General features: G+C 66.7%; 14 protein-coding genes. 5 read left to right on the top strand and 9 right to left on the bottom strand.

Going from position 1 to position 13,343, the window contains the following annotated elements; all coding sequences use genetic code 11:
• The 4 genes from AC1D2E_RS02755 to AC1D2E_RS02740 are packed head-to-tail and all read right to left on the bottom strand — an operon-like array spanning position 1 to position 3,802.
• Positions 1–924 carry an NAD(P)-dependent oxidoreductase gene (locus AC1D2E_RS02755; RefSeq protein WP_478195975.1) on the bottom strand — a complete coding sequence of 308 codons (924 nt, stop codon included), beginning with the start codon at positions 922–924 and terminating at the stop codon, positions 1–3.
• A 15-nt stretch (positions 925–939) separates the two neighbouring features.
• On the bottom strand, positions 940–1,686 hold the full coding sequence (locus tag AC1D2E_RS02750; protein WP_478195974.1) for an SDR family NAD(P)-dependent oxidoreductase: 747 nt from the start codon (positions 1,684–1,686) through the stop codon (positions 940–942).
• A gap of 52 nt (positions 1,687–1,738) precedes the next feature.
• Entirely contained in the window at positions 1,739–2,581 is an 843-nt protein-coding gene (locus tag AC1D2E_RS02745; RefSeq protein ID WP_478195973.1) for an HTD2 family dehydratase, read from the bottom strand.
• A 9-nt stretch (positions 2,582–2,590) separates the two neighbouring features.
• The gene (locus AC1D2E_RS02740; RefSeq protein WP_478195972.1) at positions 2,591–3,802 is read right to left on the bottom strand and encodes an ABC transporter substrate-binding protein; all 1,212 of its coding nucleotides are present in this window, start codon (positions 3,800–3,802) and stop codon (positions 2,591–2,593) included.
• Positions 3,803–3,980: 178 nt separating this feature from the next.
• Here AC1D2E_RS02740 and AC1D2E_RS02735 point away from each other — a divergent pair, with 178 nt between their 5' ends.
• Genes AC1D2E_RS02735 through AC1D2E_RS02725 form a run of 3 tightly spaced genes read left to right on the top strand, consistent with a single transcriptional unit; the run spans position 3,981 to position 6,421 of the window.
• Positions 3,981–5,210 (top strand): CaiB/BaiF CoA transferase family protein, encoded by a 1,230-nt coding sequence (locus AC1D2E_RS02735; RefSeq protein ID WP_478195971.1) that lies wholly within the window; start codon positions 3,981–3,983, stop codon positions 5,208–5,210.
• Positions 5,211–5,270: 60 nt separating this feature from the next.
• Positions 5,271–6,245 carry a Bug family tripartite tricarboxylate transporter substrate binding protein gene (locus tag AC1D2E_RS02730; protein ID WP_478195970.1) on the top strand — a complete coding sequence of 325 codons (975 nt, stop codon included), beginning with the start codon at positions 5,271–5,273 and terminating at the stop codon, positions 6,243–6,245.
• Between the two features lie 2 nt (positions 6,246–6,247).
• Positions 6,248–6,421 carry a hypothetical protein gene (locus AC1D2E_RS02725; protein WP_478195969.1) on the top strand — a complete coding sequence of 58 codons (174 nt, stop codon included), beginning with the start codon at positions 6,248–6,250 and terminating at the stop codon, positions 6,419–6,421.
• Positions 6,422–6,523: 102 nt separating this feature from the next.
• Here AC1D2E_RS02725 and AC1D2E_RS02720 read toward each other — a convergent pair whose 3' ends face one another.
• The 5 genes from AC1D2E_RS02720 to AC1D2E_RS02700 all read right to left on the bottom strand — a co-directional run bounded on the left by AC1D2E_RS02720 (position 6,524) and on the right by AC1D2E_RS02700 (position 11,850).
• Complete coding sequence (locus AC1D2E_RS02720; protein WP_478195968.1) at positions 6,524–7,486, bottom strand: Bug family tripartite tricarboxylate transporter substrate binding protein; 963 nt, start codon at positions 7,484–7,486, stop codon at positions 6,524–6,526.
• Between the two features lie 82 nt (positions 7,487–7,568).
• The gene (locus AC1D2E_RS02715) at positions 7,569–7,760 is read right to left on the bottom strand and encodes a hypothetical protein (RefSeq protein WP_478195967.1); all 192 of its coding nucleotides are present in this window, start codon (positions 7,758–7,760) and stop codon (positions 7,569–7,571) included.
• Between the two features lie 7 nt (positions 7,761–7,767).
• Complete coding sequence (locus AC1D2E_RS02710; RefSeq protein ID WP_478196053.1) at positions 7,768–9,003, bottom strand: CaiB/BaiF CoA transferase family protein; 1,236 nt, start codon at positions 9,001–9,003, stop codon at positions 7,768–7,770.
• A 114-nt stretch (positions 9,004–9,117) separates the two neighbouring features.
• Entirely contained in the window at positions 9,118–10,257 is a 1,140-nt protein-coding gene (locus AC1D2E_RS02705; RefSeq protein ID WP_478173376.1) for an FAS1-like dehydratase domain-containing protein, read from the bottom strand.
• 21 nt (positions 10,258–10,278) lie between these two features.
• Positions 10,279–11,850: an acetate--CoA ligase gene (locus AC1D2E_RS02700; protein WP_478195966.1), complete on the bottom strand. Its 1,572-nt coding sequence runs from the start codon at positions 11,848–11,850 to the stop codon at positions 10,279–10,281.
• Positions 11,851–12,076: 226 nt separating this feature from the next.
• Between AC1D2E_RS02700 and AC1D2E_RS02695 the strand changes: the two genes are divergently transcribed.
• Entirely contained in the window at positions 12,077–12,886 is an 810-nt protein-coding gene (locus tag AC1D2E_RS02695; RefSeq protein ID WP_478195965.1) for an IclR family transcriptional regulator, read from the top strand.
• Positions 12,887–12,910: 24 nt separating this feature from the next.
• Positions 12,911–13,309, top strand: coding sequence for an acyl-CoA thioesterase (locus tag AC1D2E_RS02690; protein WP_478195964.1), 399 nt, complete (start codon positions 12,911–12,913; stop codon positions 13,307–13,309).
• Positions 13,310–13,343: the final 34 nt, after the last annotated feature.

Here is a 13,343-nt window from a genome sequence, read left to right as displayed (position 1 = left end):
TCAGGCGTTGTCGGCGGCCGCGGCGGGCGCCGGACCGAGGTTGCGGTCGATCAGCTCGATCACCGCCGGGAAATAGCGCCCGCTCCAGCCCTGGCTCGCGGTCGCCGCGTAGTAGCGCTGCGCCAGTTCGGTGACATGCGCCGAGGTGCCCACCTGCTTCGCCAGCTCGAGCATGTAGCCGATGTCCTTGAGCGCGTATTCAGGCGGGAAGGCCTTCTCGGGGAACTGGCGCGGCAGCATCGCCTTGCGGCCGTGGTTGCGCAGCACGAAGCTGTCGCCGGAGCCCTTGGAGACGGCGTCGAGCAGCACGCCCGGCTGCACTCCGGCGCGCTCGCCGATCACCATCATCTCGGCCAGCGCCATCGTGTGCTCGAAGACCAGCGCGTTGTTGATCAGCTTCACGACCTGGCCGCAGCCCAGCTCGCCGCAGCGCGTCACGTCCGAGCCGATGTAGCGCAGCAGCGGCTCGATCCGTGCGAACAGCGATTCGCTCGCGCCGACCATGATGCTCAGCTCGCCGCGCTGCGCGGCTTCGCGGGTGCGCGCCACCGGGGCGTCGGCGAACTCGACGTCGCGCTGGCCGAGCGCGGCGCCGACACGGCGGGCGCTCTCGACCGTGGTGGTGCTCAGGTCGACGATGACCGAGGGACGGCGCCCACCGGCAGCAAGACCTTGCGGCCCGAGGCAGACCTGCTCGACCTGCGGCCCGCCGGGCAGCGAGAGGAAGACCACGTCGGCCTGCGCCGCCACCTCGGCCGGCGTGCCGGCGCGGCGCGCCCGCGTGCCTTCCAGCACCTCGAACGCATTCGGGTTCATGTCGAAGGCGATGAGCTCGCCCGCGTGCTTGGCGGCCATGTTGCGGCACATCGGTCCGCCCATCACGCCGAGACCGATGAAGCCGATCACTGCTGCTGCGTCTGCCATCTGATGCGTCCTTCGTCAGTCCATCCACATGCCGCCGCTGATGTCCAGCGACGTGCCCGTGATCCAGTTGGAGGCCGGCGAGCACAGGAACAGCGCCGCCTGCGCGATGTCCTCCGCGTTGCCGTAGCGGCCGAGCGGCACGGTGGCGTTGGCCGACGGCGCCACGCTGCCGCCCGTGACGTTGGCCCACATCGCCGTTTCCACTGGGCCGGGCGCCAGCACGTTGGCGTAGACGCCGTGCGGCGCGCCGGCCTTCGCGACCCAGCGCATCATTCCGTGGACCGCGGCCTTCGAGGCCACATAGGCCGGGCCCGAGGCGACGCCGCCGTTCTTGGCGGCGATCGACCCGGCCGCGAGGATCTTGCCGAAGCCGCGCTCGCACATCAGCGGGAACAGCTTGCGCGTCGGGTTGACCACGCCGCGCAGGTTCACCGACATGATCGCGTCCCATTCTTCATCGGTGCTGTCGGCCAGTGGCGTGCGCGCGATGATGCCGGCGCACAGCACCAGGATGTCCACCTTGCCATGCTCGGCGATCACCTCGTCGACCACCCGGTCGGTCTCGGTGCGGGACACCACGTCGTAGCGGCGATACGCGATGCCGGGGCCGATGTCCTCGTGCTCCGCCCGGTCGGTGGCGACCACGTGCGCGCCGGCCGCCTTGAAGGCCCTGGCGATGGCGCGGCCCATGCCGCCTGCGCCGCCGGTGATCAGCGCGACCTGGCCTTCGAGGCTCGCCGGTCCGCTCAAGTGCTGTGCCATGTCTCTTGTCTCCTGCTTCGATGATGTGAATGTCTGGGTACGCGCGCCGGGTTCAGTCGAAGGCCGCGGTGGCCGACATCGCCAGTTCGCCGTCGGGGCCGCGCGCCCACAGCGCCAGGCTGCCGTCGGCCAGGGCCTGCCCCTCGAGGCGGAACGCACGGTCGACGAACAGCGGACTGACACCGCGGAAGTCGAACTGCGCCAGCCGCCTGCCGCCGCCGTGTTCGACGGCCAGCTGCTGCAGCAGGGTCGCGGTCAGCGGGCCATGCACCACCAGGCCGGGGTAGCCTTCCTCGTCGCGCGCATAGGCGGGGTCGTAGTGGATGCGGTGGCCGTTGAAGGTCAGCGCCGAATAGCGGAACAGCAAGGTCGTGTCGGGCTGGAACGCGCGTCCCCACTGGGCCTCGCCGTCGTGGCGCTGCGGTGCCGGCGCGGGCGCGGCGCCCGGCGGCGTCGGCTCGCGATAGACGATGTCCTGTTCCTCGACGATGCACGGACGGCCTTCGCAGGCGATGGCGTGCGCCACCGTCACGAACCAGAGCGAGCCGCGCTTGCCGACCTTGTTCTCCACCCTCAGGATGCGGCTGCGCCGGCTCGCCTCGGCATCGACCGGCAGGTCGGCCAGGTAGCGCACCCGGCTGCCGGCCCACATCCGGCGCGGCAGCTCGATCGGCGGCAGGAAGCCGCCGCGCTTCGGATGGCCGTCGAGCCCGAGTTCGCTGCGCCGCGCCGCCGGGTTGAAGAACAGCCACTGCCATCCCGGTGGCAGCGGGTCGCCGGCGGCAGCTGCGGTGTCGAGGTCCAGCGTGGCGGCCATGGCCTGCACCGCGGACGCGAGGATGCGCTGCGTGCGCTCCTCCTCGCGGCCGATCCAGTCGTCGTATGCAGTGCTCAAGTCAGGTCCTCAAGACAGTTTGGCGTCGAACACTTCGGCCGGGAAGGGCCGGAACTCGCGCAGCAGCTTGAAGCTGCCGTCGGGCATCGCCTGGATGATCCCCTCCTGGCGCACGCCACGGTGGTCGCCGGGCCTGAAGGTCACGTTGCGCGCACCGCCGATGGTCTGGCTGGTCATCGTCTCCATCACGTCCACGAGGTTCTCCCGTGTCAGGGGCTTGCCGCTCGCCAGCAGGGCCTGGAAGCCCTTGACGAACAGCGCCCCGTTGCTCCAGCCGTTGAGGCCGAAGACGCCGATCGGGTCGTTCGGGTAGTACTTGGCGACGTTGTCGCGGTAGGCCTTGACCTCGGGTTCGTCGGAGGTGACCGGCAGCAGCCACGAGGAGAAGTAGGCCCCGTCGAGCAGCGATCCGGCCAGCTTGCGGGTGGTCGGGTCGGCCGTGAAGAAGGGGCCCATCCACTTGGCCTCGTAGCTGATGCGCTCGGCAGCCTTGAGCGCCGCCGCCAGGTTGGCGTTGGAGCCGAACAGGATCACGACCTCGGCCTTCGCGTTGGCGAGCCGGCGCACATGCGGCGTGAAGTCGGTGCTGCGGACCTCGAACGGAATCGACTCGGCCGGCTGCTTCTTGCGCGCTTCCATGTACAGGTCGAAGCCGCGCTTGGCCGAGCGGCCCAGCTCGTCGTTCTCCCAGAGCAGGGCGACGCGACTGGCGTTGAGGCCGCTCCAGGCGTAGTCGAGATTGGACGCCGCCGACCAGCCGTAGTCCGGCAGCAGGGGGAAGACCAGCCGCTCGGAGAACAGGGCACTGGCGCCGCCGATCGGCCCGATCATCGGCAAGCCCACCTCCTTGGCATAGGGAATGACGGCCACCGACTGGGCGGTGCCGGTTGCGGCGGTGAGCGCGAAGATCTTGTTCTCCTCGACCAGGCGGCGCGTCACGGCCACGCTGCGCGCCGGCTCGTAGCCGTCGTCGTAGGTGACCAAGTTGATCTTCCAGCCGCTCAGCGCGTTGCTGTCGTTGGCCCACTTGAAATACGAGTCCGCCGCATGCGTGAGGATCGTATAGAAGGGCACCGGCCCCGTGATCGGGGTGAACGCCCCCACGGTGACGGTCTTGCTCGCCATGTCGATGCCGGGCGACACCTGCTGCGCCTGGGCCCAGCCCGGCAAGGCGACCGAGGCGGCGGCGGCGCCACTGTAGAGAAATGTCCTTCTGCGCATGACGTTGTCTCCTGGATGTTCTTGAGGTCTGGTGGGCGAGTCACAGCTCGTAGAATGCATTGTATAAATTGCATCATTGACCGAAATCCGGGTTTGCCCCAGGTTAAACAAGTGTTTTCGGCTTTTCTGCTGTTGCCAAGAAAATATAAAATGCATTCATATTCAGGAGACATCACCCATGGAGCAATCCGTTCTGGCCGGACGCCGTGTGATCGAGCTGGGCACCATGCTCGCCGCACCCTTTGCCGCGCACATCCTCTCGCAGCTCGGCGCCGAGGTCATCAAGGTCGAACCGCCGCGCGGCGACCCGACGAGAAGCCTGGTTCGAGGCGGCCCGAGCGGCACCTTCATCGCGTACAGCCACGGCAAGAAAAGCGTCTGCATCGACCTGTCCGACCCGGAAGGACATGCCGCGTTCTGCAAGTTGCTGGCAACGGCCGACATCTTCATCCACAACCTGGCACCGAAAGCGGCGCGCAAGCTCAAGCTGACGCGTGCCGACTGCGAAGCGGTGAATCCCCGCCTGGCTTACTGCCACATCCGCGGCTACGCGGCGGGCCCGCAAGAGGACGATCTGGCCTCGAACCCCGTCGCCGAAGCGTCCTCCGGCGTGATGGAATCCAACCGCATCGACGGCCGGCCCAGCCGGCTCGGGCCCTCCTACCATGACCAGTTCGCCGGCGCCTACGCGGTGATCGGCATCCTGGCCTCGATGCTGGGATCGAAGGCAGGCCGGCCCGTGCGGCCCGTCGAAGTGGGTCTCTACGAGACCGGCCTCCATGTCGCCTCGCGCGACCTGACCGGTGCCCAACTGAAGCTGCAACTGCTGGGCCGGCCGGAGCGTGAACCCAACGGCGAGTTCAGCATGCCGGGCTACGGGGCCTACGCCACCCGCGACGAGCGCTGGATCTATCTGTTGATGCTGACGGACGCCCACTGGCTCAAGTTCTGCCGCGCCATGGCCTTGCCGCAGGCCGGCGACGCCTCCCTGGGCAGCCTGCGCCAGCGCAAGAAGGCGCGCGAGCAGGTGGAGGACATCGTGAGATCCGCCGTGGCGGCCTGCACCTTCGACCAGGCCGCCGCGCGCCTGAAGGCCGGGGATGTCGGGTTCACGGAGGTACTGCCGCTCGAGCACGTGCTCGACGCGCCGCAGGCACGCCAGCCGGGCAAGCTGCGGCGGGTTCACTATCGCGGACTCGGATTCGACGTGCCCGAGTTCCCGCGGCTGGACGCGGCGACCGACAAGGTCGCCACCCTGCCCCCGCCCGAGCTCGGCGAACACACGCTGGAGCTGCTGAAATCCGCGGGGGTGGCAGCGCAGAAATGCGACGAACTGCTCGCCCACGGCGTCATCGGCTCGCCCAAGCCCGACGATTTCGCCTGGGCCGCGGTGCGACATGCGGCCTGATGCTCAAGCGAACGGCTGCAAGCCGAACCGACCGAACACCCGATACTGGAGCGAACCGACATGATCCACCCCGCCGCGCGAAAGGTCCTCGTTGCATGCCTGTTGTGCGTTGCCGCCGCGGCCCACGCGGCGGACTATCCTGCGCGCCCGATCCGCCTGCTGGTGGGCTTCCTCCCGGGAGGCGGGGCCGATTTCGTCGCCCGGCAGGTCGCACAGCATCTCTCGCAGGCGCTGGGCACCAGCGTCGTCGTCGACAACAAGCCGGGCGCCAACGGCACCCTCGCAGCCGCGGACGTGGCGCGCATGCCCGCCGATGGCTACACGCTCCTGCTGGGTGTCAGTGCCAGTCAGTCGATCAGCCCGGTTCTCATGCCCAAACTGGCCTACGACCCGCTGCGCGACTTCACGCCGATCACCCAGATCGGCTACACCCCCCTGGTGCTTGTCGTCAACAACCGCACGCCCGTCAACAGCGTGGGTGAGTTTGTGAAGTACGTGAACGCGCGCAGCGAGCCGGTTGCCTACGGCTCGGCGGGCACGGGCAACATCACCCATATGGCCGCCGAGCTCTTCGTGCAATCGACCGGCACGACCAAGCTGCGGCATATCCCCTACAAGGGGAGCAGCCAGGTCATCACCGACCTGATCGGCGGCCACATCGCCGCCTACTTCGACACCTTGCCTTCGTCGCTCCCGTTCATCCAGAGCGGCCAGCTCAGGGCGCTGGGCGTCACCAGTGGCCGACGGTCCGGCGCCGCGCCCGAGATCCCGACCCTGCGCGAGGCGGGTGTGCCCGACTACGAAGCCACGACCTGGTTCGGCGTCTTCGCGCCGCCTGGTCTCAGCGCCGAATTGACCAACCGCCTCTACGAGGCGATTCACGACAGCATGGACACGCCCGCAGCCCGCCAAGCGATGACGATGCGCGGCGTCGAGCCTGTTCTCGAACCACCGGCGCGCTTCCGATCGGAACTGGAGGCCGATATTGCCCGCTGGCGCGAGGTCACCCGCAAGGCGAAAGTCAGCTTGGACTGACCATGCTGAACTGGCTCCGGCATGTCGGATCGGCTGTTCATCGCCTCGTCGTCGCGTCGGGTGCATTGGTCGGCGCCGCCTACATTGCGCCGGCCGATACGCCGCCGGATGCAGTGTCATCGTGCGACATCGCCGACCGGTCTTCGCAGGGCGGCGCGGACCCTCTCAACCCTTGAGCATTCGCATGATGGCTTGGGCCACCAGCACTGCCTTGCATGAAGACGAGCCCGGGCGTGCGGCGGAAAACCCTTCCCCGCGCTTCCACCAACATCCCGCGGCTAGTCGGCGCGCATGCCTGTCTTCTGAATCAGCGGGCCCCACTTGCCGCGCTCCGCGCGCGCGAACCGTCCAAGTTCCTCCGGCGTACCGCCTCCGACATCGAAGCCAAGCTCCAGGAAGCGCGCCTTGGTTTCAGGCTGCGCAAGGATCTTGTTCACCTCCGCATGGAGCCGCGCGATCACGGCCGCAGGCGTACCCTTCGGCGCGTACAGCGCATTCCACGCGATGACCTCGAAACCAGGCACGCCTTGCTCGGCCACTGTCGGAACGTCGGGAAGAAGCGAGGTCCGCTTCCCGGAGGTCACCGCCAAGGCCTTGAGCTTGCCGGCCTCCACCTGCGGCCGTACCGCTGTGACCGTGTCGATCATCAAAGGGATCTGTCCGCCCAAGACGTCCGTCAAGACTGCCGTGGACCCCTTGTAGGGAACGCCGAAGAGAGGGCTGGCGGTCTTCTCTTTCAGGAATTCGAACACCAGGCGCGCCGTCGTGCTGGGAATGCCGATGTCGGCGGACTTCGGGCCGGTCTTGGCGCCATTGAGGACGTCCTGCAGCGAACCCAGCGGCGAGCCGGCCTGTGCGAGCAGGACCATTGGAAAAGTCCCGATGAGGATGATTGGATCGAATCCCGTCTCGGCATTGAAGCCGGAGGACGCATACATGAACTGATTGAGGACATGCGTCCCATTGGTCCCCATGGTCAAGGTGTAGCCGTCGGGCGCGGCGCGAGCGACCAACTCGGTGCCGATGTTGCCACCTGCCCCGCCCCGGTTCTCGACATAGAACGTTTTTCCCGTCGCCACGCTCAGCCGATCCGCGATGTAGCGCGTCGCCACGTCCGTGCCCTGCCCGGCCTGGTAGGCGACAACGATCTTCACGGGCTTCGAGGGGTAGTCGTCGGCATGGGCCGTGCCCGCCAGCGCCACCACTGCGGCGAGAAAAGCCATCTTCACTGCGTACTTCATCTTTGTCTCCTTCTTGGTTTCATTCGAGCCGGATCGGGTTTCGCAAGGCAGGCTCCGCAGGGAGCCACGCATTGGCAGCTTCTCAGAGCATGCCGACGAAGCTGCGCAGCTTGTCGGAGCGGCTCGGGTGCTTGAGCTTGCGCAGCGGCTTGACCCGTTCGCCGGACGCCGCGGCAGCCGGATCACCCGGCGTCGCGCTGGCTGCGCGGCGTGCACGTTGCTGGCGTTCGATGACGACGGTCGTCTCGACCGGGAACGGCTCGGAGTTGTGCATCAGGCTCCTAGCGCTGCGCTTGAGCCGGGAGCACGCCACTGTCACGAAGCGCGGCGACCTCCCTGGCGGGAATTCCGGCCTCCGCCATGACCTCGTCCGTGTGCTGGGCGTAGCTTGGCGGGGATGAACTGGGCGCTCCAGGGGTCCGCGACAGCCGAACCGGCAGGCCGACGCCCCGGTACCCCTCTCGTTCGACGACCATCTTGCGGTGCAGCGTGTGGTCTTGACCGAAGGCTTCGGCGACAGTGTTCACCGGCCCGGCCGGCACGCCACACTGCATCAGCCTCTGGCACAGCACTTGCCGCGAGCAGGCGCTCAAAGCCTCCTCGATCCGAGCCCGCAACTCGGGCCGATGGGCGAGGCGAAGCGAATTGTTGATGAATCGAGGGTCGGTGGCCAACTCGGGGCGACCGACGCTTTCGCAGAATCGACGGAACTGCCCGTCGTTCAGGATGCCGAGAAAGATCTCGCCATCGCCGCACATGAACTTGTCATAGGGTGCGATGTTGGGATGCGCGCTGCCAAGCAGTCCGGGTGTCTGGGCTGAGCTCAACCAGTTGGCTGCGTGCGGCACCAGCAGGCTCAGTGCGGCGTCGAACAGTGTCGCCTCGACCGCTTGACCGCGGCCGGTACGGTGGCGCTCATGCAAGGCCATCAGAATCCCGGAAAGCGCGGTGTATCCGGTCAGATGATCGACGATCGGTACGCCGATACGAGTGGCTCCTGATCCGGGCTCGCCGTTGATGCTCATCAGTCCGCACATGGCCTGAAGCACCGCGTCGTAGCCGGGCAGCGCACCCAGCGGCCCGTCGGCGCCGAAGCCGCTGATGCTGCAGTAGACAAGCCGGGGGAACCGATCCGACAGCTTCGTCTCGAAATCCAGTCCCCATCGCTTCATCGTGCCTGGAATGAAGTTCTCCACCAGGACGTCTGCCTGCTCGAGCAGGTGAAAGAGGACGGCCTTTCCCTCGGGCTTGGCAAGATCCAGTCCGATCGCACGCTTGCCGCGATTGACAGCCGAGAAGTACGCCGCGTCGCCCGAGGCGTCGAACGGCGGGCCCAGCCATCGCGTGTCATCTCCAGCCGGAGGCTCGATCTTGACGACATCGGCGCCGTGATCGGCGAGCATCTGCGTGCACAGCGGACCTGCCAATACCCGGGACAGGTCGAGCACGCGGATGCCGTCCAATGAGCCTCGAGCTTGATTCGTCCGTTCAGTGGTCGGGTTCGAAGGGGTCCGCATACGGCTCCGCCGGAAAAAAGGGCAGCTCGGTGGCTGGGGCGTGCCGACCAGGCGGTCGAGCACGTCGTCAGGCTCGCAGGACGGAACCGAAGGGCCCCGTCCCGCCGAGGGTGGTCAGGACCGCGAGGGCAGCTCGACGATGCCGGAACCCACCACGGACAGCTCGTCGTCCTGGTTGCGCGCTTCCTGCGCGATCTCGACCAGATGGCGCCCGCCTTCCACGAACTTGCGCTTCACGTGGCCCTTGATGAAGAGCATGTCGCCTTCGGGGTTGTGGCGGCGAATCTTGCAGCTGGCCTTGGCCAGGAAGCCGTCGTCGCCGGCCCAGTTCGTCAGGTGGTGCGTCAGCCACGACGTCCGCTCGGGACCGTAGTCGTAGGCGCCGGGCGCGCCGACTTCGAGTGCGAAGTCCTCTTCCCAGTGCACGCGCTCGGGAACATCAGGAATGCCGAAGCGGTTGGTGATGCCGACGCCCGGGTGGGCGTCGATCAGCTTCCACGCCAGCTTGTTGGCCCGGATGTAGAGACCCCCCCATCCCTGGGCATAGGCGATGAAGCCGGTGACCGTCATCGGGCCTTTCATCATGACGGGCAGCGCCTCGCCTTCCTTGACATCCTCCCAGTAGCGCGGCGTCGCGCCGCGCACGGGCTCGTCGCGATAGAGCTTGAAGGCTTCGCCGATCTCTTCGGGCGTGTAGCGGCGGGGCTCGCGCGCACGAACTTCCTTGTACTTCGTGCCCTGCTCACGCGCGTGGTCGCGCTCGGTGCGGAAGCACCAGCTGTCCGCCTCCGCCACCTTGTCGCCCTTCTGGTTGAAGAAATCGACGTGGTAGATCTGTTGCACGGCGCGACCGGCAAACTTGGTCTGGTGTTCGACCAGATCCTTGAGGTAGGCCTCGGTCGAGATCTCGTCGTTGCGCAGCACCGGCTTGTGCCAGGTCCAGTCGGAACCGGACCACATCGCGTGCACGCCGGGCAGACCGCCGACGTAGCCCGACACGATCCGGCTGGTCGAGAAGAGGAAGCTGGGCAGCGCCACGATGCCGCCGTACTTGGTCTTCGCCGCATAGTCCGGCTCGCACCACAGGGGATTGTCATCGCCGATGCCGTGGGCGTAGTGCCGGATGTTGTCGCGTGTCGCTTCGTGGCACCACGGCTCCGCCGTCGCGCCGATCGGCTTGCCGATGCGCTCCCTCAATTCGTCTAGGCCGCTCTCCGTGATCTTGGGGAAGCTTCGTTCGGTCTGCGTGGACATCAATGTCTCCTTTTCTTTACTTCAGTGGATTGCGGCGAGCGCCGCGGTTGAATTCGCAAGCTCTCGCTCACGGAGAATCTTTCGGTGGACCTTGCCGGCGGGCGTCTTGGGAAGCTCCGCCACGAACGCCACCTGGCGCGGATACTCGTGCTGGCTGAGGCGGCTGCGCACCAGTTCCTGGATCTCACCCAGGAAGGCGTCGTCCCCGGCCCGGTCGGAGACCACGAAAGCCTTCACCACCTGGCCGCGGAGCTCGTCGGGCACGCCGATCGCAGCGGCCTCGAGCACATCGGAGTGCTTGAGAATCGCGTCCTCGATCTCGACGGCGCTCATCGTCCAGCCGGCGGAGATGATCACGTCGTCGGCACGCCCGCCGTGATAGAAGTAGCCGTCGTCATCGATCCGGCCAAGGTCCTTGGTGGGCACCCAGCCGTCCTTGCGCCAAAGCTTCAGCTCACCCGCGACACCGGGCGCACACGGCGCACCGTGGATGTCCTGCACCTCGACCCGCGTGCCGGGGACCGCCTTGCCCAGCGAACCCGGCTTGACCACGAAATCCGCCGCGCCCGGGTAGTTCACGAGGATGACCCCGATCTCGGTGGTTCCGTACATGCTGCAGACCGGTCGGCCGAAGGTCGCCTCGGCGAAGGCCGAGGTCTCGCTGTCGATCGGCTCGCCCGTGAAAGAGAGCTTCTCGAGGAAGTAGTCGTACTTCGAGGCAGCGCCCGAGTGCCGCATCATCCGGTAGTGGGTGGCGGCCGCGGAGATGTTCGTGAACCGCCCGCCGTGCAGCGCTTGAAGCAGGCGCTCGGCGTTGAACTTCCCGGCGTAGGCGCCGATCGTCACGCCCAGCGCCAGCGGCGCCAGGGTGCCATGCCAGAGCCCGTGGCCCCAGGCCGGCGACGAAGGACAGAAGAAGCGGTCTCCCGGGCGAATGCCCGTTCCGTAGAGCGCCGCGAGCATGAGCGTGACGATGGATTTGTGCGTGTGACGCACCGCGGCCGGCAACTCCCGCGTGGTGCCGGAGGTGTACTGGAAGATGGCGAAATCGTCGCCCCTGGTTTGCGGCTCGAACTGGCTCGGGTAGCCCTCGAGGGCGGCGAGGAACGCGTTCGAGGCCACGACGACCTCGACGTTCTCGATGCTGCTCGCCATCGGCGACTTCTCTGCGTTCGTGATCAGCAGCTTGGGATTGCAGTCGTTCACCCGAAGCCGGATGCCGTCGGGTCCGAACAGCGTGAACAGCGGCACGGCGACGGCCCCGGCCTTCATGGCGCCAAAGATGGACACATAGAAGGCGCGGGACGGCTCGAGCATCACGGCCACCCGGTCGCCGCGCTGGATTCCCTTGTCGACGAGGTAGTTCGCGAAGCGCGAGGAAGCGTCGGCGAGTTCGGCGAAGGTCAACGTCTCCTCGCTGCCGTCCGCATGCGCCACGATGACCGCCTGCCGCGAACCGTTGGCGTGCCGGTCGATGCACTCGTGCGAAATGTTCAGGGAGTCACGGTCTCCGTCGAACAGTTCCCACAGCTTGTCTGTTGAACAGAGGCGCTGGGCATCCGCGTAGGAGGTGAAGTCTGTGAGCTTCCTCATGGTGTCTGTTGTCTCTGCGTTGTGAATCGGATTGACGCAACTATGCGTGCCAGTTCACGTATTGTCAATCGCATTATGTAATTGTACTAAGACAATCACTGTCGACGCTCTCGTCATGCTGCCCAAGGGCCTGCGCGACGCCTGGCCTCCAGCGACAAGTCACGGCTGCGGCTCACGAGTTCCGCGCATCGTTTCTGGTAAAACGCGTCCAACCCTCCCCAACGCCATGCCACCTGATATCTCAAAGTCGCGTTCGCCTGCACCGCCCGCGCCGAAGGCGCGTCGCGTTCGTCCCGTTCCCGCAGTCACGCGCTCGATCGCCATCCTTCGCCTTCTGGGAGAGTCGCCTCCCATGGGCGTCAAATCCATCGCGGAACACCTCGGGCTGGTACCCAGCACCTGCCTGCACATCGTTCGCGTGCTGGTGGATGAGCAGCTCCTGAAGGTCGATGAGGCAAGCAAGCGCTACTCGCTCGGCATCGGCATGCTCAGCCTCGCGCGCAGCGTGGTGAAGAACAGCACCTTCTCCAGTCTGGCTCAGCCGATGCTTGACGACTTGTCGAAGGAATGGGGCGTGACGACGATGGGGGTCGAGACCGCGGGCGCCGAGCACATGGCGGTCGTCGCACTGTCGAGAGCGCAGGCGCCTTTCGGACTCCACGTGGACATCGGGAGCCGTTTCCCCGCCCTGGTCAGCGCCACAGGCCGACTCGTGGCGGCATTCGGCCAGGCGTCGTGGCCGCAGTTGCAGAAGCGCTTCAAGACCGTACGCTGGGACAAGCCGATTGAGTTCGCGGCGTGGAAGAAAGAGGTCGAGCTCGCGCGCAAGAACGGCTACAGCATCGACCGCGGCAACTACATCAACGGCGTCACGATCGTCGCCGTTCCGGTGCTGGATGAAGGGCAGCGCATGAGTCACTCCCTCGTTGCGGCTGGCCTCTCGGATCAACTGAACGGACCGACCGGGACGGCGATCGCCAAGGCGATGCTGGAGGTTGCCGATTCGCTCTCGACAATGCTCCCCTACAAGCGCTGAGCAGCCTCGGCGAAGGAACACCCAATGAACAAGCCTGTCGATGCGGCGAGCGCCCCGTCCGCGCAGCCGGAGGTCGTCCTTCGCGTCATCCCCATGCCGGCGGACACGGTTCTGGAGAATCTGATCTCCGGCGGCTGGGTCATGGGCAAGCTCGATGCCGCCGGCAGCGTTCTGCCCATGAGGATCTCCGGACGACTGGTCGCGCTGGTTGCTGTCGACAAGCTCGTCTTCGCGCAGCCGATACTTCTGGGGGAGTTGGTGACCTTCCTTGCCACTGTCGTGAGCATCGGAACGACCTCCGTCACGGTCCACGTCGAAGCGGTGACCGAACGGCGAGGCGGCGGCGTACCGACCAAGGTGACTGAATGCCGGATGACCTATGTGGCGCTCGACGATGACCGCCGACCGACGAAGGTGCGGTAGCGAGCTGCATCGGCCGCCGGGCTCCGGACGACGA

The organism is Variovorax sp. P1_H2 (assembly GCF_056405295.1).
Note: the sequence above shows the minus strand (reverse complement) of the source record. Positions and strands in the feature narration are given on the sequence as shown.